We start from the raw sequence: 21,111 nt of genomic DNA, 5'->3' as shown, positions 1-21,111 counted from the left end.
AATTCTCAATTTGCGCTCATAAGCTTGATAATTATCTAGTCTTTATTCATAAAAACAGCTACATTTTGATATCAACATCACACATTATGAAAAACAATACATGAGCTAACACGCATTTAAGTCTCATGGCTAATAAGGGTTTTTATGCTAGATTGGAGCATGGCTGTTTTTAATGAAACTCAAACCCAAGTAGAGTTTCGTGTTACGCCCAATATTCATGGGCCAATTTCTGAAGATGACGTAAAACAGCTACTTACACAGGCAGAGTTTGCCATGCTGAAACCGTTAACCCACAATATTCATAATTGTGTCGCTGAAGTTAATGCCCTCAGCACTCATGACAATGGTAAGCATGAGTTATTTTTTATCATTGGTGAACGAGCTGATGGCAGTGTGACCATAGAAATCAGCGAAGATAAAATGTCGGCCTCTATGACATTAGAATCAGCATGGGGTGAAAAAGACCCTTCACTGCCAATGATCCTTAACACCCTAAAATCCCATAAAGTCAAAATGGGATTAAGCAAACCTAAAATTCAATCTCTGATCCAGCAATTAGCGATTTTACCGCCGGGTGAAAGTTGCAGTAGCCAAATCGCCATTGGCAAATTGGCAGTAAATGGCATTAATGCAACATTAACAAGACAAGTCCCCCTTGCTCGTGAACGGTTATTACAACCTCAAGAACGTGAAGATGGCTCTGTCGACATGCGAAATCTGGGCGCAATGATTATGGTGAAGCCAGGCGACGTTTTAATGATAAAAACGCCTGCGACTACCGGTACTCCAGGCTATAACGTACACGGGGAACCTATCATGCAGATTGAGGGCAAAGATCTGCAAATGAAGCCTGGTAATGGCACTGAATTATTAAGTAGCGATACCAACCAACTTGTCGCAACAGTATCTGGTCAACCTGTTGAAACACCAAAAGGTATGCAAGTAGATGATGTGCTGCAAATTAAAGATGTTGACGTAAAATACGGCCATGTTGATTTTGAAGGTAGTGTCTTAATCACAGGCGATGTCCACGAGGGGATGAAAGTAAAAAGCACTGGTGACATTACTGTTATGGGGTTTGTAGACTCAGCTAGCCTTGAAGCCCAAGGCGATGTAATTGTCAGTAAAGGAGTCATTGGCCGACAAATTAAAGAGCATGAGTTAAGTACCCATATTACTGCCCGTGGCCAAATCTGTGCTCAATTTGTGCAATATTCCAATTTAACCGCCAAAAGTGACATCTTAGTCACTAAACAACTGCTTCATAGCCATTCAGTTTCAGACAATGTCATTACCGTTAGCGATCCTAATGCCAGAAGAGGCGATCTTGTCGGCGGGCGAGCGACCGCTAAAAAAGGCATTAAGGCTGTAGCCTTTGGCGCAACGGCTGGCACTAAGACTGAGCTTTATTGCGCCATGGATCAAACTGAGCTCAAAGCTGAGGCTAAAGCCAGTGATGACCAAGCTAAGCAGCTTGTTGTCGCAGGATTAGATATCGAGTCTCGCTTAAGAAAGCTGCCTCCTAAAACGGAGTGGCAAACAGATGCGGGAATGATTGAGCAAGTGAAAATGATGCTTGATGAGAAAAAAGAAATCGCCAATCGCCGTGCGAAAGCTGAAGCAGAATGTAAGCAACTTCAGCAAGAAGTGGATGGCTATTACAGTAAATATTTTGTGCAAGCAGAGAAACACATCTTTGCCAATGTAGAGATTCATATTGGCCCAGCGCAAAATCGCACCCAGCGTGAACATGGCCCTTGTCATGTTAAAAACCTCCATAATGAAATCAGTTTCGATTATGGTAGCCATTAATTTCTAACTTGGCCGATTGCGATCAGCTAATGCTGCAATTAGCATGATAATTGTTGCTATCAAACAGCAACTTTTAAAACACTCAACGTGAGAAACCTAATCGCTTTTTTACTAAAAATCGTACTTAGGAAACAGTTAACAAGTTGACTGAATTTATTGACCATTAGAGAAGAATTCGATGCTATCGATTTGTTGGCCAGCAATTATAAAACAGCAAACAAGTGAAGAGCTCATTTACCTCGCTAATCAGACTGACTGGCTAGAGTATTGTTGTTTACAACTGCACCTCATAAGTAGTAACGATAGGTTATTAGATAGCGAGGGCTCTACATTCGATATTGTTATCGAGGCGCAAGCTCACCCTCAACAACATCAGGCTAATCACCCAACAGCGGAATTACCACAACTTAGAGCAAGCCAGCACCCCATAGATTTAGTGACCTTTATTCAATACGTACGCACACATGCGACCCTTAATGATCATTGCTGCAGTGCCAAACTGGTGTTTACGGATATCAAGCAAGGTATCGACACTGTGGCATATCTTGAATCTATTTAGCTTGAGTCACTGCAACCTATCGGGCAAAATGCCTAGCAATTTCACCATCGCTACTTCACTCATCATGACTCATCACACAACAATGGAACAGCAAAAAATATGGAACTGCTGAATATAGAATGCCTTGGCAAACGTCTACGATTAGAAGGCTCTATGGCCGGTTGGCAACAACTTTACTGGGATAATCAATTAGTCTCTCAAAAATCGGCATCAGCAGATAACCAGGCTTTCAATGTGCACGAATTCGAATTATCGCGCCCGGCTTCAATGGCGGGAGCAACGACTGATGACATTATTACTGAAACCAGTAAAACCATTGTAAAAGTAAGAGTAGAGGCTGATGTCCAGTGGCAGCCTTTTATCATTAACTACACGATTTTGGTTGATAATGACACAGTAGCTCAAGGGCAGAGAAATACTAAAGATATCGAGCAACAAGTGCCTGAAGTCGCTCCTGTTAAAACGCAAAAATTCAGTATGATTGGCTTAGCCTCACTTGGGTTCAAGCTATTAAAAAGTGCCAAAGTTGTCAAAGCTATGCTCGCTGCGGCAAGTGTCGCGGCCTATTCATGGCTATTTTCAATTGAATTTGCACTAGCATTAATTGCCTGTCTGGTTGTTCACGAATATGGCCATATTAAAGCCATGAAGCACTTTGGTATGAAAACCAAAGGGATTTACCTTATCCCATTCATGGGCGGTTTAGCTGTCAGCGATGAGCGAATAAATACTCGATGGCAAAATGTCGTCATCTCTATCATGGGGCCAACATTTGGCCTCTTGATGTCAATAGCCTGCATGGTCGCTTATTGGATCACCGGCAATATCTTTTTTGCAGGTTTAGCCAGTTTTAACGCCTTACTAAATCTGTTTAATCTACTGCCAATTTTACCCTTAGATGGCGGCCATATTCTTAAAAGCATCACGTTTTCGATGAACAGCATGGTAGGGCTAATAGCCTGTATCGCTGGAGCGGCAATAGGCGTATTTATCAGTTACAGCTTGGGGCTGGCTTTATTAGGGTTCTTGTTGCTAATTGGTAGTTTAGAGATTGTATTTGAGTGGAAAACTCGACACCAAAGTCACCTGTTACCCTTAGATAGGTATGGGCAAATTTTCTCTACGGTTTGGTACTTTTTAACGGTTGGTCTACTTATCGCTATTATTTGGTATTTTGCAGCTTCAGGCGACGAGATGCTGGCTATGCCGCTTGAAATTTTAAAGAGTTAATACTTCAATATGCTATCGCTGGCAGTTTGCAATATCATTGCTAATGCCAGCGACTCACCATTAACTGATCTCAAAAACCTTGGTCATTACCTTATAAAGCTCTGTGCCTTGGTGAACTGATGCTGATGCAAAGTGTAAAACAGGCACGCAATCACAAGGTAAACTGATTGTCGTCATGGCATTCTCTGTTCCGTATTGATCAAGTCGTAAAAGGGTCACTAACGGCTCGCCAGCTTTCAAAGGGTGTCCTACCTCTGCGCAATACTCCACTAATCCAGCTTTTGGTGCATGGAATTTTTTATAGTTAGCTAAATCACATCCCCAACGCTTCATTGGTGCAGGTTGCACTTTTTCTGCGATCACACCTCTATGACTTAAGTACGCCAAGATCCCCATCGCATCGAGTTCTGCATCAGCCATATCGACACGCTCTTGACTCGCCAATTCAAGCGTAAACGCCGCTACGGGGACGTCAAAATGCCTCCCTTGACGCGCACAAAAGCGTTGGAGCTGCCACCACGGGTAAAATGCAGCCTCATCCATAGCACCGCCAAACTCATTAGGAATAACCAATGAATAAGGAATTGAGAAATATGCCGCAGATGCGACATCATACTCTGGGCAATATAGATGTTTTGCAGACTTAGGGCCGGTATGTAAATCCAATACAATATCCGCTTGATGCGCCATCGATTGTAGTGTCACCGCGAGTTGATGCCCCGTGCTAATTCCCCAAGAGTTATTTAAACGTTGCTGACAGCTTTGTGCTAATAACACTCTAAATGCGGCGAACAACTCATTATTTGATAAAGCCTTGTTTGCTTGATACCAATTAGGAATGTCTGCCACTATTGCGGCATGTTCAAAATATTCTCTATTCCAATTCACTCCCGTAATAGGATCAAATCGCCCAAGAGTAAACTCACCACTTTTTTGATTAATCCCCAATGGGTTAGCAAGAGGAACACAATGTATATCACCTAAGATTTGATGACCTTCCAATAGCGTCATCAACTGATGAATTACCGCGTTACCTTGCACTTCTGCGCCATGAACATTGGCTTGAATATAGACAGATGGTGCAGCACTATCACTTCCTTTAAACGTATAAATAGGAGCTGTTAGCGCTTGGCCAGTAGCCAATTCACCTAATTGAACTGTAGATACGTGAGCGTTGGAGGTGCGATTCGCTTCTGTCATATATTCTTTAGCCTCATATGTTCCAAGCATTGTTACTTGGTGAACACTTCCTATTATTCAAATAAATTTTGGTGCAATGAGTTGACCACATCTGCCGCTTCAGACTCTGCCACTAATACACATAAGTTATGCGGGCTTGCGCCTTGACAAATCATTCGCACATTATGCTTTTCTAATACTGAGAAAACACGGCTACAAATCCCTGCTGTTGAGGCAATTTTATTACCAATAATAGCCACTAACGCCAATTTATCTTCAACACGAACTCGACAATGCTGTGATAACTCCTGCAGTAATGACTCACTCAATAACCCCTGACCGCTAGAGTCTGATCCTGTTTTATCGAGCGTTAATGAAACATTCACTTCTGAAGTAGTAATCAGATCAACTGAGATTTTGTGCTTGGCTAATGTCGCAAATGTTTCAGCAAGGAAGCCTTGTGCATGCAACATTTGCAGGCTGTGCAAATTAAGCAGGGTTTGATCACGTCTTAATGCAACAGCACGGTAAACGGGAGCGTTTTCTACTTGATGTCGAATCCAAGTACCGCCTTGCTCTGGAGCTTTACTTGAACCAACAAACACTTGAATTTGTTGACGAACGGCAGGAAGAATCGTCGCAGGATGCAATACTTTAGCACCAAATGTTGCCATTTCAGCGGCTTCATTAAAACTGATTTCAGGGATTGGTCTAGCATTGGGAGCAAGACGAGGATCGGTTGTATAAATACCTGCTACATCGGTCCAGATTTCTACCGCATCAGCTTTTAAGCCCTCTGCCAACAGTGCTGCTGAATAATCACTACCACCACGGCCAAGAGTGGTGGTGCGCCCTTGGTCATCAGCGCCAATGAAACCTTGCGTAACAATAACTTCATTGACTAATAGTGGTGCTAAATGCTCAGCACCTAACGATGCTATTTGCTCTATTTGCGGCTCTGCGCGGCCAAAATGGCTGTCTGTACGTAATACTTGTCTGACATCAAATGCACTTGAAGGAGTGCCCTTTTCACGAATAACAGCAGAAAATAGCAATGAAGAACATTGCTCTCCCATTGAAAGTAATTCATCAATGATTGCTTTACTGCGATCTAATACAAGCGCATCACTTAGCACTGACATACGGCTAAGTAACTTATCAATACCTGCGGCAACATCTTGAGGACGATCGAGCTGATCAACAATGTCATATTGAATTTGGCCAATTTGCGTCAGTAATGCTAAACGACGCTTGTCATTCACATTAGCTTGCGTAAGCTCCACCAATAAATTAGTTACGCCGCTGGATGCACTAACAACAACGACTCGAGTATGTCTGTTCGCTAAGATAATATCGGCGCAGCGGTTCATTGCAGCGTAATCTGCCACAGAGGTTCCACCGAATTTAGCTACAACTAAGCTCATACTGACACCTCCACGCTTGAAGGCTGACATACAAATGCGAATTGACTACTTAGATTAAAAAACATGATTACACTCCGAACTTACTTCGTTCGAAGAGCCTGGTGCAGTGATAACGCACCCTTATAAGAAGGGAAACAGCAATCTTCACCAGAAGCTCTCCACCAATGAATAGGTGACAATCGTTAGGATTCAGCCTAATCGACCGATATGAAATGAAACCAACCATTTGACATACCTCGGCGCTAATCTCCCTCATAAGTGGTTTTAGGAATTGGTTTTCCTCGCACTTACTACCTAGCTAACGCTCCTCTTCTGTTTCTTCCCTCAGGAAGAAATTGAAAAATACCAATAAATAACCACCTAAGTCAATTATGGAATGTAATAAAATTACTAAATAACTGAATACTGAATATACGACATTCATACTCGCTGTCATCACATCAGCTTAGATATTTAAATAGTTTGGATAAAAATAGCTTTATTTACAGACACTAAAGATATGAAAGCAAGCATTAACTTTAACGTAAAATGCTAACAATTCAGTATTTAGCTATATTAAATAGACCATAAGGGAAGTTTTAGTTTCAAACTCTGAATAAAGGCATTTTTAGATAGGTCGGCCTTCCATAAGCCATTTCTAGTTCAAATCAATACAGCACACTTTGTCTATATAAAGTGGGTTTATCAGCTGCCCTAATGCGTTGATATAATAGATGACTAGCAGTATCAGCTTGACGGAACTGCTTTATCAATCAATAAATTACTCATGAAGGTCAGGCAACTCATTGACCACCTGAGTGCGAGTCATAAAATCGCCTATCATCACTTCTTTATCAGGTGCATCGCCACAAGCAACTAATGACAAACGACCTTGATTGACATAATAGATTGCATGCTGTTTAAACTCGCGTCCAAGCTCCAAAGCTTGTTCTTTATCAATAAAAATAGCCCAGCTTTTTTCCATATGAGATAAATCGGGAGCGGCTCCAATAAGCGAGCGATATGGACGCTTATATTGTTCGATTTTGGTTTGTAATTTGCGGTCGAGCAAACGGTTTTGACAAGGAGTTAAGATACTCCCTAACGGGTTATGAGCAGTGACGATTGCAAAAGGAATATCATTCGCAAGTCTCTGCGTTAGTAAGAATTGTGTCCCTTGATATTTGTGCCAAAGGCACTCAATTGCATTTTCCATTATTTCATTTTCTCTGTTGAACCCAGTTTACAGTAGCAAACCCTTTATTACAGTGACAGCCCATGTGATACAAGTCACAAGAACCATAATTATATTAACCTTTTAAATCAGGAGCTTACCTAAAAAACCAATTTTGTAACAATTCTAGAGAGCAAATTTGTTAACATTTCATTTGTTAACAAATGCCTAAAACGAGTACAATAATCATCACTAGCTAGATTTTGCTACATAACTATTAACAGTGATACAAGCAGTTACATACTTCAGTAGTTTAATTGCTACTAAATTTTCAAGCTTGTACATTTTGTTCTACATTTTAGATGATATAAATATAGAACAATAATTAGTTTGCCAAGGAACTTTAACGAGCAATCTAATCTCATAGTTTTATGAATCATTGTTTTAATAGATCTTTCGACTGATTGTGAGTCAATTAATACTCAGCATACAATCTAAGTATTGATTTTTTATGATCACATTTATGTCACGTATGTCACTTTAATGATGTATTAAGCTGAATGTATATAATGTAGTTAGTCATGAAGCGTGTTTTGTTCAGGGCAGACATAGATAAACACCTATCGTGAAATTGAAAAATTATCGGCACTTTCATAAATAAGCAGTGCCACCGCCCTAGTGCAACATGACTAGAATCGAATTGTTTTTAATTTAGGTAAATAACATGCAAAACCCACACATTCTTATTGTTGAAGATGAAGCTGTAACCCGTAATACTCTGCGCAGTATTTTTGAAGCAGAAGGGTATGTAGTAACTGAAGCAAACGATGGCGCAGAAATGCACACTGCCATGCAGGATAATAAGATTAATCTTGTTGTTATGGATATCAATCTTCCTGGTAAAAACGGTTTATTGTTAGCTCGTGAACTTCGTGAAATCAACAACATCGGTCTTATTTTCTTGACTGGTCGTGATAACGAAGTTGACAAAATTCTTGGTTTAGAAATTGGCGCTGATGACTACATCACTAAGCCATTTAACCCACGCGAATTAACTATCCGTGCTCGTAACTTATTAACTCGTGTTAATAGCACTGGCGCAGAAGTAGAAGAGAAAGGTTCAGTTGAATTCTACCGTTTCAATGGTTGGAGCTTAGAAATCAACAGTCGTTCTCTAGTTAGCCCACAAGGTGAGTCTTACGAGCTACCACGTAGTGAATTCCGTGCAATGCTTCACTTTGTTGAAAACCCAGGCAAAATCTTAACTCGTGCAGACCTGTTAATGAAAATGACTGGCCGTGAGCTTAAGCCACATGACCGTACTGTTGACGTTACTATCCGTCGTATTCGTAAGCACTTCGAAAGCTTACCTGATACGCCAGAAATCATCGCGACTATCCACGGTGAAGGCTATCGTTTTTGCGGTAACTTAGAAGACTAATCACTAATAGTGATACAAAAAAGCCAAGTCATTGACTTGGCTTTTTTTATGACTTTGTATCAGTCACGTTTCTACAATGATCAGCATATGACATCTCGCCAAAGTGCATTACGCACTTACTTGTTTATCCTTAAACCTAACACCCCTTTAATGGCGACGATTATTGTTGAGCAACTCTATCAAATTCTTTAAACACAATGCCCCCACAATCAAATTGAGGGCAATGAGTACCACTACAGCCATTTACTTCAACTCATTTTCCAAGAAAGCAGCCAATGATTTGTAAAGGTGATTTCTCACTTTCTCACCACGCATTGAATGTTTCGAACCTGGATAATCCATCATCTGAAATAATTTACCTTCGTCCTGCAATGCCTTATAAACACGCGTACTGTTTTCAAACAATACATTGTCATCGGCCATGCCGTGATACATCATCAAACCTGATTGATAATTTTTCACATATGGTAAAACGCTCGCTGCATCATACCCTTTTTTATTTTTTTCTGGGTGACCCATGTAACGTTCTGTGTAATGGGTATCATATAAACGCCAATCCGTTACCGGAGCCCCAGAGATTGCCGCTTTAAAATAATCAGGCGCTTTAAACTGCGCCATAAGCGCCATGTACCCGCCATAACTATGTCCATAAATACCAATATTATCACCATCAACAAACGGTAAGCTTCTCAGGTAATCAACCCCGACTTTTTGATCCTCAACTTCCGCATCGCCCATATTTTGATAAATTACATACTCAAATTTTGTGCCGCGATGGGCAGAGCCACGATTATCAAGCTGAAATACTGCAAAGCCTTGTTGAAGTAAATACTGAGTAAAGTAATCCGCCTCACTCCAGCTATTAACGACTAATTGCGCATGTGGACCACCATAAACACGAACCACTACTGGATACTTTTTACTGTCATCAAATGGTACAGGCTTAAATAAGCGATACTGTAATGCTTGGCCATCTTCAGCTTTAAGCTCGCCAAACTCAGGCATTTCCCACAAACCAGCAAAGTCATATAGAGGATGGCTTTTAGTGACTTCGTTTTGTTCAACCCAAGCTAATTGTTCACCCGTTTCATCATGTAAACTCACCTGTGGTGGCTGACTTAAGCTACTAAAATAATCTAAGTACACAGGCTTATTATCTGCAAACACTGCTGAATGCATGCCACTACGAGATGATAACTTCTCAATTTTACCACCAGCTAATGGCACGCGGTATAAATGACGCTCAACCACGCTATCTTTTCGACCAGAGAAATAAACCCAACCTGCTTTTTCATCTACCAGTTCAAGCGCATCCACCACCCAGTCGCCTTGGGTTAGCTGTCTTTGTACCTTGCCATTTAAATCCACGACATAAAGATGATTAAATCCATCTCGCTCAGAGGCCCAAATAAATGAATCTTGTTGTTTTAAAAAATGTAAATCATCATTTAAATTCACCCAAGCTTCACTGAGTTCAGCAACTAAGGTTTTGGCTGCGGCTTTTTTTGTGACATTCACAATACGTAAATCTAATGCTTGCTGATCTCGGCTTTGCCATTGAAAAGACAAATGCTGACTATCTGGTAACCATTTTACTCGTGGTAAATACATGTCTTTTTCACTGCCTAAATCGACCCAAGACACAAGGTTGTCAGATAAATCATCGCTTAATTGAATAACACCAAGCTCAATCTCAACATTGGCTTTTCCAGCATATGGATATCGCTGCTCAGTCAGTTTGATGCCATCTGCATAAATTTCATTTCGAGTCACCAACTCAACGCCTGACTCATCAATCCGAGTAAAAGCAATAGCAGACTCATCAGGCGACCACCAGCACCCGGTCATACGTCCCATTTCTTCCTGGGCAACGAATTCAGCCATCCCATTTTTTATAGGGCCTTTTCCATCAAAAGTCAGTTGCGTAACGGCTTCATTAGCAAGGTTAAGGACATAAATATTTTGCTCTCGCACAAATGACACGAAATCGCCTTTAGGCGATAAACGCGCATCGGTTACAAAACCTTCGCCAGTGTTTAATGCCGTCGCCTTGTTGTTTTCGAGAGTAAAGTAATAGAGTTGCCCCGCTGCTGGGATCAGAATAGCTTGGCTGTTATCAGCCCAAAAATATTCCATGATACCTTGACCATAAATACGCTGACGTTCACGGCGAGCTTTTTCTTCGTCAGAAAGCTCGCCTGCAGCAAGTTGATCAGCATTCACTAAAATACTGCGCTTTGCCGTGTTAATGTCCATCTGCCATAAATCAAACAAATATTGGTTATCCTCACGGCTCGCAAGATAAGTTACTCGACTGCCATCAGGTGACAGCTTTAACCCTCTTGGGCTTGCTCCTGCTAAGGCAGGTGATGCATGAATACGTTCGATAGTGAGTGGGGTAGAATTTCCTGTCATTTTCGTCGCCGCTATTGCTTGTGAAGAAACCAGTGCGCCAGCCAATGCTAACGACATTACCGACACAGCTGACCATGTCGCTTTCCATTTATTTGTCATTGTTATTCCTTGCTGTAAACCGAGGCAAATTTCATTATTTGAATTATTTATTTAACCTAATGCCTACTAGAATTCGTTATTTTGCCTGAGTTTATAACAAATCGGTATCCCGTCCTAACTTGCTCAACTTTTTCACGCTGTATTGTGCGTCAATCTGAGGTATTATCGTTGCCAATAAATTAAAACATTAACCACTGGTTACCGACCTTAACCTCTACTGTCTTAGGAACAAGCATGCAAACTTTGACACAAACCCTTACAAAACAAGCAGTACCCGACTCACTTTCACAACTCATTTTGCGCTTAGCTGACTGTTCGAAAGACATCAGTCAAGCGGTTCGCCACGGCGCACTTGCTGGCGTCTTGGGCGCAACAGAGCAAGAAAATGTTCAAGGTGAAACTCAGAAAAAGCTCGACGTTATCACTAATGACATGCTTAAAGATGCGTTAAAAGCCGAAGGAAACGTGCGTGGACTCGCATCAGAAGAAGAAGATTATGTCGTTGAAGTCAATAAACAAGGCGAATTCCTTGTGTGTTTTGATCCCTTAGATGGTTCATCAAACATTGATATCAATTCGCTTGTTGGCACTATTTTTTCAATCTTGCCAGCACAAGATGGCGAATTAACAGAAGCCAGCTTTTTACAAAATGGTCGTCAGCAACTTACTGCAGGTTACGTGCTTTATGGACCATCAACCATGATGGCATTAACCACTGGCCAAGGTACTCAGTTATACACCCTAAATCCTGATACCAATGAGTTTTTACTGACTGATGAAGCGGTTAACATCAGTAAAGACACTGCAGAATTTGCCATCAATATGTCAAACCAGCGCTTTTGGGAAGCACCAATGCAAACTTACATCAGTGAATTATTGCTGGGTAACATTGGTCCTCGAGAAAAGTCATTTAACATGCGCTGGATTGCTGCGATGGTGGGCGATGTTCATCGCGTATTATGTCGTGGCGGTATCTTCATGTACCCAACTGACAATAAGAACCCAGAGAAGCCATACAAGCTGCGTTTAATGTACGAAGCAAACCCTATGGCACTATTAGTAGAACAGGCCGGTGGTAAGGCATCTACTGGCTATGGTGATATTTTGGATATTGCCCCTGAAGAAATTCATCAGCGTGTTGCGGTTATCTTAGGTAGTGCAAACGAAGTCGATGCTTGCTTAAGCTATCATGGACTTGATTATAGTAACGAACCAGATATTGCATAATCGTGCACACTTAATAAAAAAACCGCCAATTGGCGGTTTTTTTATTAAGCCATCGACTCAAACTTATACGTTGACTCAACGATTCCCTATTCCCAACTGAATTTACCATATTCAGGAAAAGCCAGCGCTGTTTGCGGGTTAGCTGCCAGCTCTTGCTTCATTGCTATAATATCTTTTTGCAACTGCGTTCTGTATTGCCACACTTCTGTCGCAACCGCTTGAAGCTCTTTTGAATCGCCAGCGTTACCATTTCTCACCGCAGCCCATATTGGACGTAGATAATCAAAACCTTGCTTTAAGTGGGCCACATTAGCATCAATGAACTCATCTAGTTGCGGTGATGTTGGTAATGATTCAACAGGCTGAGTGCCGATGGTTGAGAAAAAATCGATATATTCATCTAACGGAACACTGTCAGCGCTTTGCCATTTTGATAAACCTGCCTCATTAAGCAACTGCCCCGTTTTCGGTTCAATAACCATCACAGTTGGTGTGCCAAAGTAAGCGGGATAACCATACTTTTGCGGTAAGCTATGCATATCGTCAAAATATGCCACATCGACGAATACGGTTTCAAAACGTGAGATTAAAATAGGCTGCATTGTTTGGTCTGAAAAGTTACCCGCCAGACCTCTGCTGTCATGACACCACTGTGCTCCCATCACAACTAACAATAACTTTCCTTGCTCTAAAGCCTTTGACTGAGCTAACTCAACTCTTTGCAGATCATTATCGTGTGCGATAAATGTATATTGCGGCAATGCTTCAGCATGGTGCTCTGTTGACTGACAGCCCATCAATAACATCAATGGTATTAATAATATTCCAATTGCTAATCTCACTTAACGCTCCCTTTTGGTCAGTGATACTGATTTACCTTATCAGCATATACAAAAAAGGCCTGCAAATGCAGACCCTTATCTAGCTTATTAAAAGAACTAATTCATTTAATAGTGAATCGACTCATCACATTAAGCTTTTTCAGCTTCTAATTGATGCGGCTTCTCAGTTTGATCAACGATAGTTAATACCGCAGTATCACCTACTACGTTACATGAAGTCAGTACCATATCAATGATACGGTCAAGAGCAGCAACAATCGCAAAGGCTTCAACAGGTAAGCCCATCTGATGAATAAGCACACCAATCATGACCATCCCGCCACCTGGAACACCACCAGCGCCCACTGACAGTAAAAACACACTGAACAATAATGCTGGGATTTGCTCGCCACTGATTGGCATGCCAAAGGCATTCGCCACAAAGAAAATCGCGATAGTAATATAAATCGATACGCCGCCCATATTCATCGTTGCACCAAGCGGCACGCCAAAACCAGCAACGGCACGATTAACACCAAGCTTATCAGTCAAGGTTCGCATAGTAACCGGAATCGTGGCATTTGAGCTTGCGGTTGATAACGAGAATAAGATTTGCTCGCGGGTTTTCTCACGAAACTGCTTGGCAGTCACTTGCGTGAAGAAGCTGACTGCGAATGGGTAAACCACAAAAATCCACAGCAACAATAGCCCTAAAATGAGTAATAAATACTGCACAACACTGAAGAAAATTTCTGGCTCTAACGTTGCCCCTAACTTGAACATCAACGCAAACACACCAATAGGAGCCAAGTTCATCACAACAGAAATCAAACGCATCATAATAATATTTGCAGTTTGAAAGCCTTTTACAGCACCTTTGGCAATTTCACCTAATGATTTAATCACGCCGCCAAGTAGCAGCGCCATAAAGATAACCTGAAGCATATTGCCCGAAGTAAATGCCGAGAACGGGTTATTCGGCACGATATTCACGATAAGCGTCATTAAGTTGGGTAATTCAGTCGCTGTAATGGCCACATCGACATTGCTTGTCATGTCGATCCCTTTACCAGGCTCTATGAGCATAGCAACGGCAAATGCTGCTGTGATAGCCACTAGGGTATTGATGATATAAAAACCAAATGTTTTACCACCAAGCCTGCCAAAGCTTTTTAAATCTTGCAGTTCACAGACACCGCAAACAATACTCACAAACACCAAAGGCACAACAAGCATCATGATCATATTGACGAACATCTTTCCGATGCCCGATGCAATGTCGACTAATGTCCCAGAAAAGAACGCTACATCATTTAGCGCAAATTGGACGATACTTCCGAGAAATACCCCTAAGAATAACCCGATAAAAATTCGAGTTGATAATGATTTAACCATGATTGTTGTATTCCTAGTTCAAGCCGACTTCAGAAGCAAACACCTAAAAACGACAATAAAATTGTTTTAATTATTTTAGCGACCACGATACTGAAACAAGTTGCAATACATTTCAATGTTAGAGATCAATAAGTTGTTACTCCCATTGAAACGGCAGATTTACAACTATAATTAACCAGCTGATTTTAAAGGCCTTACACTAAAAAATTAATCATTTAAGAGTCAAAGCCAGTTTTGCTCACCAAAACACATCCCTTTAACAGCTAAACATATCGTGTTTAAAAGACTGAAAAGTTAAAGTCACTAGTATACGGGTTAATATTTCGACTTCACCCCATAGTGCATCACATGGGTAATATATGTTGCTAAATCAAATCGAAATATAAGTTAACACAAAGAAAACGAAAAGAGGTCAAGTTGTAACAACCAGGTAGACTCTAGTTACATTTCTCTTTGGAAATACATGAAAACAAAAAAGCAGTTGAGGTTAGTCAACTGCTTTAATTCAATGATCGCTTTCTAGGCTATCTAACACACTCGATAGGCATACACTAAATACAAAAACATGTTATCAAACGAGCCGATAACGGGATTAGGCCAGCCACAGCTCTACATCATGGATCATAAAGTTACCGTTATAGATTGGGTCAGGCTCACCAATCGGTTCAAGTTCAAAGTAAACCTTATGCTCATCTGGTAAACCTTCATAACCGCCAATCACCTGATATAACCAGTTTTCAGCTTCCCATTCGAGCTTATTGACATGAAGATACTCTAGCGCTGACTGTCGCAGACCTGAATCGATGACTTCACAAAAGTATTGATCCACAGCCAGTTTAAGCGGGTTATCAGGGATGTCGAAATCTTCTACATCACTCATGGTCGTTGCCACATTGTGCTCACGTACTTTTGTTGGCAATAAGTCACGACTAATGGCTTTTACTTTAGATACCACATCTAATAACACAAGTTCGTGCTGACTGTTATTAACGTCAACACTGGCAGGCTTAATCATTGCGTCGGCGCAGTTGAATAAGTTTGGCACGTGCTTATGAGCGACGTGGTTTTCAGGCTGGTAATCTGGATGCAGATCAGTATGTAACAAAAAGCCTTTAAGCAGACGAGTACGACCCTGAATTTGCCTAAACCGACCTAGCAATTCAAGTAATCGCCCTTGAACAGCGCTAATTTCTTGAGTGCATTGGCTCAGTGTTTCTTGCAAGTTAGTGACAAGCAGTCGTCTTAACTCTCGAATATCACCTGCAATGTCACTCAATTCACTGAACTGGAACATTTCCAATCCATTAAGCAACTCAGACACTTGGCTTTGTGCAAGTTCATTCTCACGAATTTTTGCACTAATACTGCCAACATAACCGAACTCGTTATTAATGCGGCTCCACAGCACCCTAATAGAATATCTTAGGCTATCGGTGAAGCTATAAACATGTTCACTTAAATCGGCTAAGTAAGCCTCAGCAGCACTATAATCAATATTATGCCGTGCTTCTTTATAATGATCGGCTAACGTTTTAATCGTACTAAACGCTGAGCCAACATTGGCATCAATCTGACGATTGCGCTCATCGCTCAACGCTTCTTCCAGTAATGCTCTCACTGAACGCTTAAGGCGTAAGGCCTCATCGGGTTCTGGTCGCCATAAAATACCACTCTTTTTTAGCTTTTCTATCACAGCAACGTCATGCGTTGTTTCACTGACAGAACCCGCTAAATAGGCATCCATAACCACATCAGCATGACGGCTTAACTGTTTTAGCAGCTTAACCCCTGCTTGATGTAAATTATTACTCATACTAAATCCCTTTGTGTCGCAGTTTCAGCTTGAGCTTCAAGGCTTAATCCTTCTGTTTCATCAATAAAGCGGATCACTTCGTATAAATAATCAAGCTTACCTGTGGCAATGTAAATTTGCTTTTCACTGTTGGGTTTAACTAAATAACCTAGTTCAACTAAACGCTTAAATACCAGCTTTATTTGATTATCAACATTGTGACTGGTGGAGCCAAACAATCGATAATGACTTAGCTTAGCCAATTGCTCCATAAAAGCTGGGGTGTCTTCAATACGCGCTTGAAGCTCAGTCAAACGGATCGGTGCACCTTCACTTAAAGGAGCATCTTGACCACTGCTTTCTTGAACTAAAACCAGCCACTCAACTAATGGCACCAGCGCTGAGCAAATATCCTTAAATTGGCTAGAAATCACTTTCTTTTCTTGCTCGCCTAACTGCTGATAACCACAAAAAAAGACATCTCCTTCAGCTGCCGAAGAAATCGTACGATTAATTTGATTTAAATACTGTTCAATTTTCTCAAAGGTATGCGGGCTTTTTAAAGCACGCCAACCATCTTCATTTGTGGTGCGACAGATAAACTCACCACGCAATAATTGCTCGATAAGCATGCCGGTTCCGACCAAGGTGGTTTCTGAAGGCGCTACGCTTTTAGAAGACAAAGGTGATTGCATTGATTCAGACATTAGATCGCCTCCTTATTATTGGCACGCTGACTTAATCGCTCAGCCAGTGGATTGCTTTTCGGTTTCACCACCTGCAATTTGCGGGTTTGTTTATTAATGATGTATCGGTTAGCAAACAGATTAAGTACTTCAGACTCCGGATTCGGGAAAGCCCCTAATACGCTAATATTGTTATTCACACAGGCATCAAAGATTTTTTTCACATTGGTATGATGCAGAGTACCCAGCTCATCAATAGGCCAATGAATCGTGACATCCGCTTTACCACGTAATAAGCGAGTAAATGCGAGCAGGAACTTACACAGAATGAGATACGCCATACCGTGACTAGAAGACTCATTAAGCTGTCTATCAGTACGTATAACTAAATCGCTGTTACCTTCTTTTAAGCGCAGCTCAATTTCTAATAGCTTGGCAATACCGCCCGAAAGCGCTGCACGACCAATAATATCTAGCGCACGACGCATGCTTGATGTGTAGTGCTCATCAGGTAATTGACTGAAACCATCTGCTTTCCATTGCTTAAAGGCTTTCACAAACACTTCCAGTTCAGGCCAGAACTCTAACTCACTAATGCGAGAACGAATCTTAACTGCCGATTCAGATACCCCATCAAGGAATAACTCTTCACCGACTTCACGGGTAATGCGAGCACTTTGTGAAGCAATACGTCTATCGATATCAGCTAATACATCGTAGTAAGCGGTTAAGTCGATACCAAAAATTCGTCCTTGTTCACGAATCGCCATAAGTGATTGCGGTACCATCACATTTAATAATTGTTCAAGTTGGGGCACTAACTTACGGTAATCCAGTAATCGAATACCTTTATCGTTGGTAAAGCTAGACTCATCACGAGCACGCTCCCAAAACTCAGCGAGGCTTGAACCAGATTTACTGGCAATAACGGAATCAAAATGTTCAACATATTGCTTCACTGAACCTAGAAGATAGTCACGTTGTAAAAGTAACTCTTCACCTTGTCTTAAACGTTCACCAATGCTGCCATCAGCTTCTTCTTTACTTTTAGGTAATTTAAGCTCAGCGAGTTTACGCATCACTGCACGCAATTTCGTTAAGTTCTCTGATGCGTCAACTTGTGCTGCATCAGAGGCTTTTTTAACCGTCTCTAGCTGCTGTTTGCGCTGTTTAACTTCAGCCGTTTTATTCGCAAGTTGTTGCTCGAGTTCAAGCACGGCTTGTTTTACTTTAGATAAGTCTGTTTGCAACTTTGGCTTGCTGACAAGCCAGGCATTTTGATACCAATGATCGTAACGCAATACATCACTGCGACGTTTTTCAGCATGGCTGATTTGCGCTTCTAGTTCTCGTATTTTCCCTTTAAGCGCCACAATTGCAGCTTCATCAACCCCACGAGATTTAAGCTCATTTTTATACCAAGTATCACAGGCTTTTTGCTCTTGTTTAGCATTGCTGCGACGGGTTTCAATATTGGTTTTGATTTGTGCGAGCTGATTGTCTAATGCTCCGATAACATCTTGCCAATAAGCATTTTTTTCCATTCGAGCTTCAAGCGCTTGGTCTTTTTGCTCATCTAGCCACTCTAGATGCTGGTTATGTTGCTGCTTGAGCTCATTATCAAGCTGCACTAATCGTTTGGCTGCATGGGCTTTTCTATCTGCTAACGCTTGGTTAATTTGAGTCTGAGTGCTACGTTTTTCATCAAATAAACGTCTGACATCTTCACGGCTATTTTTATAAGCCGTTCGTGCAAAAGTCAGTTCTTTGCTGAGGTTATCTAACTCATCATTAATCATAACAAGCTGATCTTCATGTTCAACCTTTAGCTCTTCAGCTTGAGATAAAGCCTCTTCTGCTTTGGTTAACCGTAAGCGTAAATCTTGCTCGGACGCGGCATAATCAGGGACATCTATCGCCTTTAAATCAAGCCCAATACCAAATAGCGCGTCATCGCTACTGCCTGCCACAGTAGGATGTAAGTCGGTGCGATGAAGCAACTCAGGTGCTATCACTTTACCAAAGCTTTGCTCCCAACCTGGAGACTCTTTACGTAAAAACTCAAGTAACGTGTGTGACTGCGGGAATAATATCCCTTTAACATCATCAACATCAGCTAAACGTTCATTCACTCTGACACTCGCAATCCGCAGCGCTTCACTCACTTGATCGCGTTTAGCACGTAATTTACGTTCGTCTATGGATAAGCGATCGACCTTTTGATTACAGATTTCTTGTTCTTCATCTGCACGGCTAATGCGCTCATCAAAAATGGCTAACGTGGTTTTTTCTTCTTCAGTGTACGTCACACCGTCAACTTGATGGCTAAGTTCACCACGAGTCAATTTAAGTTGATATTCTTGTTCCGCAAATGTCGCTTTACCCGCATCAGTTTTTTCACGCCAAACATTTTCAAGATTAGCTAAATCTTCTGAAGCGGCCTCACGTTGAGCATCACGGTTTTCACGCAGTTCATCTTGTTCTTCGTGGAGCGTTTCAAGCTCACGATGAAGCTGCTCTGCTATCTTGCTACGTCGACTACTGTAAGCTGCTTCAATATCTTGATGCTTTTCAGTTTGCAGTTTATGACGCTCTGTTAGATTTTCTAAATCACTACGCCAATTATCTAAACTGTCTAAATCGGCTTTAGCTTGTTCAATATTGGCATTTAAGAAACCTTCATATTGATCCTCAATTGCATCAAGCTCAGCCTCATACTTGCGAGTATCACCTTGTGCAAATGATAACTCTTGGCTTATTTCGTCCCTTGCTTCTTTCCACTCTTCATCTAACATGCGTAGTTGTAAGCTGGCATCTTTAGACTCGTTTTGACTTAACTCTTGTCTTTCTGCCTCAAAGGTTTCATCTGCGCGATAACCTTTGGCTAAACTGCCTAAACGAAGTTCAGCACTGAGTAATTGATTAAACTCTTGCTCTAGTTTTTCAAACTCTGGGCGAATTTGTTCAAAACCTTGTACTAACTGGCTTTCACGGATCCAACTTTCAACTCGCTGAGGGTTTAAACGTGATGTGGGCGGGTTAACGCCATCTTCCTCTAGAATCGCCGCTACCATCGACTTAACGGTTTCCATTTTTCCTTCTTTGGAATGCACCGCTTTAGCGAGTTTTTCAATATGACGTAGTGAGTATTCGCTATCACATAAGGAGAATTGATGCCCATAAGTGCGCAGCTCGCCTTTATTGCCGCCTGTGGTGAGTAAGCTACGATCATGTTGAATAATGGCTCGATACTCTCGGGTATTTAGCAAATGAGTGTGAGTCACTTGGGCACGCTTCATTTCACGACCAAGTTCAGCCATGGTATGACAAATAATGGTGTCGCCATTACGTGATTTTACGTAATCATCTAACTCAAAGCCTTTGGCAATAAACCGGTAATTAACCCCTTTACCATCACCAGCAGAAGCCATAATCGCTTGGTATAGCTTGCCATCGCTCTTTTGATATTCGTAAATGATGTAGCTTGAATCATGAGGCAAATACCAACGCTCAAAGCTATCCCTAGTCGACGGAACGACCCGACTTGGGTACTCACCATAAAATACAGGTACCAGTCGTTGTAATGTCGTTTTACCTGATGCATTGGTACCACAAATATTGGCATGTCCAGCAAGTTGCAATTCAACGACACCCGGTAAATGGGTATTGATTAATACGATTCTGATCAAGCTTGGCATTGGGATCCTTTTACGCACTATCTGCGAAAGCAAAAACTCGTTTTATCACGGTTATTGTTGTGAGCAATTTTCTTATGCTAATAAGTTAAATCAAAGCGATGCGTGAAGCAATTTCGCTGATTAAATTGGCCTAAATGATACGCTAACATAACTCAAAACAGCGCTTAACAAAGCAGCAGT

Annotated in this window: 15 protein-coding genes and 1 riboswitch; of the genes, 6 read left to right on the top strand and 9 right to left on the bottom strand. The window is 41.4% G+C overall.

Annotation, left to right across the window (positions count from 1 at the left end; genetic code table 11):
• Positions 1-144 precede the first annotated feature (144 nt).
• The 3 genes from SJ2017_RS03680 (at position 145) to SJ2017_RS03670 (ending at position 3,601) form a co-directional block, all read left to right on the top strand.
• Positions 145-1,812, top strand: a complete 1,668-nt coding sequence (locus tag SJ2017_RS03680; RefSeq protein WP_080914901.1) for a DUF342 domain-containing protein — start codon at positions 145-147, stop codon at positions 1,810-1,812.
• A 178-nt stretch (positions 1,813-1,990) separates the two neighbouring features.
• Entirely contained in the window at positions 1,991-2,371 is a 381-nt protein-coding gene (locus tag SJ2017_RS03675; RefSeq protein WP_080914900.1) for a DUF4144 family protein, read from the top strand.
• Between the two features lie 99 nt (positions 2,372-2,470).
• A complete protein-coding gene (locus SJ2017_RS03670) occupies positions 2,471-3,601 on the top strand; it encodes a site-2 protease family protein (RefSeq protein WP_055022663.1) in 1,131 nt (376 codons plus the stop codon).
• Between the two features lie 60 nt (positions 3,602-3,661).
• Here SJ2017_RS03670 and SJ2017_RS03665 read toward each other — a convergent pair whose 3' ends face one another.
• The 3 genes from SJ2017_RS03665 to SJ2017_RS03655 all read right to left on the bottom strand — a co-directional run bounded on the left by SJ2017_RS03665 (position 3,662) and on the right by SJ2017_RS03655 (position 7,399).
• Positions 3,662-4,801, bottom strand: coding sequence for a succinylglutamate desuccinylase/aspartoacylase family protein (locus SJ2017_RS03665; RefSeq protein WP_080917383.1), 1,140 nt, complete (start codon positions 4,799-4,801; stop codon positions 3,662-3,664).
• Positions 4,802-4,854: 53 nt separating this feature from the next.
• The gene (gene lysC / locus SJ2017_RS03660) at positions 4,855-6,204 is read right to left on the bottom strand and encodes a lysine-sensitive aspartokinase 3 (RefSeq protein WP_080914899.1); all 1,350 of its coding nucleotides are present in this window, start codon (positions 6,202-6,204) and stop codon (positions 4,855-4,857) included.
• A 143-nt stretch (positions 6,205-6,347) separates the two neighbouring features.
• A riboswitch (Lysine riboswitch) is annotated at positions 6,348-6,524 on the bottom strand.
• Positions 6,525-6,964: 440 nt separating this feature from the next.
• Complete coding sequence (locus SJ2017_RS03655) at positions 6,965-7,399, bottom strand: DUF3293 domain-containing protein (protein WP_080914898.1); 435 nt, start codon at positions 7,397-7,399, stop codon at positions 6,965-6,967.
• Between the two features lie 682 nt (positions 7,400-8,081).
• Here SJ2017_RS03655 and arcA point away from each other — a divergent pair.
• Together arcA and SJ2017_RS21390 are read left to right on the top strand one after the other, a co-directional pair.
• Positions 8,082-8,798 carry a two-component system response regulator ArcA gene (arcA, locus tag SJ2017_RS03650; RefSeq protein ID WP_080914897.1) on the top strand — a complete coding sequence of 239 codons (717 nt, stop codon included), beginning with the start codon at positions 8,082-8,084 and terminating at the stop codon, positions 8,796-8,798.
• Between the two features lie 48 nt (positions 8,799-8,846).
• The gene (locus tag SJ2017_RS21390; RefSeq protein ID WP_156003132.1) at positions 8,847-8,990 is read left to right on the top strand and encodes a hypothetical protein; all 144 of its coding nucleotides are present in this window, start codon (positions 8,847-8,849) and stop codon (positions 8,988-8,990) included.
• Positions 8,991-9,041: 51 nt separating this feature from the next.
• Here SJ2017_RS21390 and SJ2017_RS03645 read toward each other — a convergent pair whose 3' ends face one another.
• On the bottom strand, positions 9,042-11,312 hold the full coding sequence (locus SJ2017_RS03645) for a S9 family peptidase (RefSeq protein ID WP_080914896.1): 2,271 nt from the start codon (positions 11,310-11,312) through the stop codon (positions 9,042-9,044).
• A gap of 234 nt (positions 11,313-11,546) precedes the next feature.
• On the opposite strand from SJ2017_RS03645, the gene SJ2017_RS03640 reads away from it, so the two are divergent.
• Positions 11,547-12,539, top strand: coding sequence for a class 1 fructose-bisphosphatase (locus tag SJ2017_RS03640; RefSeq protein WP_080914895.1), 993 nt, complete (start codon positions 11,547-11,549; stop codon positions 12,537-12,539).
• Positions 12,540-12,625: 86 nt separating this feature from the next.
• On the opposite strand, the gene SJ2017_RS03635 is transcribed toward SJ2017_RS03640, so the two are convergent.
• The 5 genes from SJ2017_RS03635 to SJ2017_RS03615 form a co-directional block, all read right to left on the bottom strand.
• Positions 12,626-13,381 carry a thioredoxin family protein gene (locus tag SJ2017_RS03635; protein WP_080914894.1) on the bottom strand — a complete coding sequence of 252 codons (756 nt, stop codon included), beginning with the start codon at positions 13,379-13,381 and terminating at the stop codon, positions 12,626-12,628.
• Positions 13,382-13,510: 129 nt separating this feature from the next.
• Positions 13,511-14,755, bottom strand: coding sequence for a dicarboxylate/amino acid:cation symporter (locus tag SJ2017_RS03630; RefSeq protein ID WP_080914893.1), 1,245 nt, complete (start codon positions 14,753-14,755; stop codon positions 13,511-13,513).
• A gap of 592 nt (positions 14,756-15,347) precedes the next feature.
• A complete protein-coding gene (locus tag SJ2017_RS03625) occupies positions 15,348-16,568 on the bottom strand; it encodes a phosphoenolpyruvate carboxylase (protein ID WP_080914892.1) in 1,221 nt (406 codons plus the stop codon).
• Positions 16,565-17,254, bottom strand: coding sequence for a hypothetical protein (locus tag SJ2017_RS03620; RefSeq protein ID WP_225442170.1), 690 nt, complete (start codon positions 17,252-17,254; stop codon positions 16,565-16,567). Before SJ2017_RS03620 ends, SJ2017_RS03625 begins: the two co-directional genes overlap by 4 nt.
• A complete protein-coding gene (locus SJ2017_RS03615; protein WP_080914891.1) occupies positions 17,254-20,931 on the bottom strand; it encodes an ATP-binding protein in 3,678 nt (1,225 codons plus the stop codon). Before SJ2017_RS03615 ends, SJ2017_RS03620 begins: the two co-directional genes overlap by 1 nt.
• Between the last annotated feature and the right edge of the window lie 180 nt (positions 20,932-21,111).

Origin of the sequence: Shewanella japonica, from assembly GCF_002075795.1 — a bacterium.
Taxonomy (GTDB): domain Bacteria; phylum Pseudomonadota; class Gammaproteobacteria; order Enterobacterales; family Shewanellaceae; genus Shewanella; species Shewanella japonica.
Note: the sequence above shows the minus strand (reverse complement) of the source record. Positions and strands in the feature narration are given on the sequence as shown.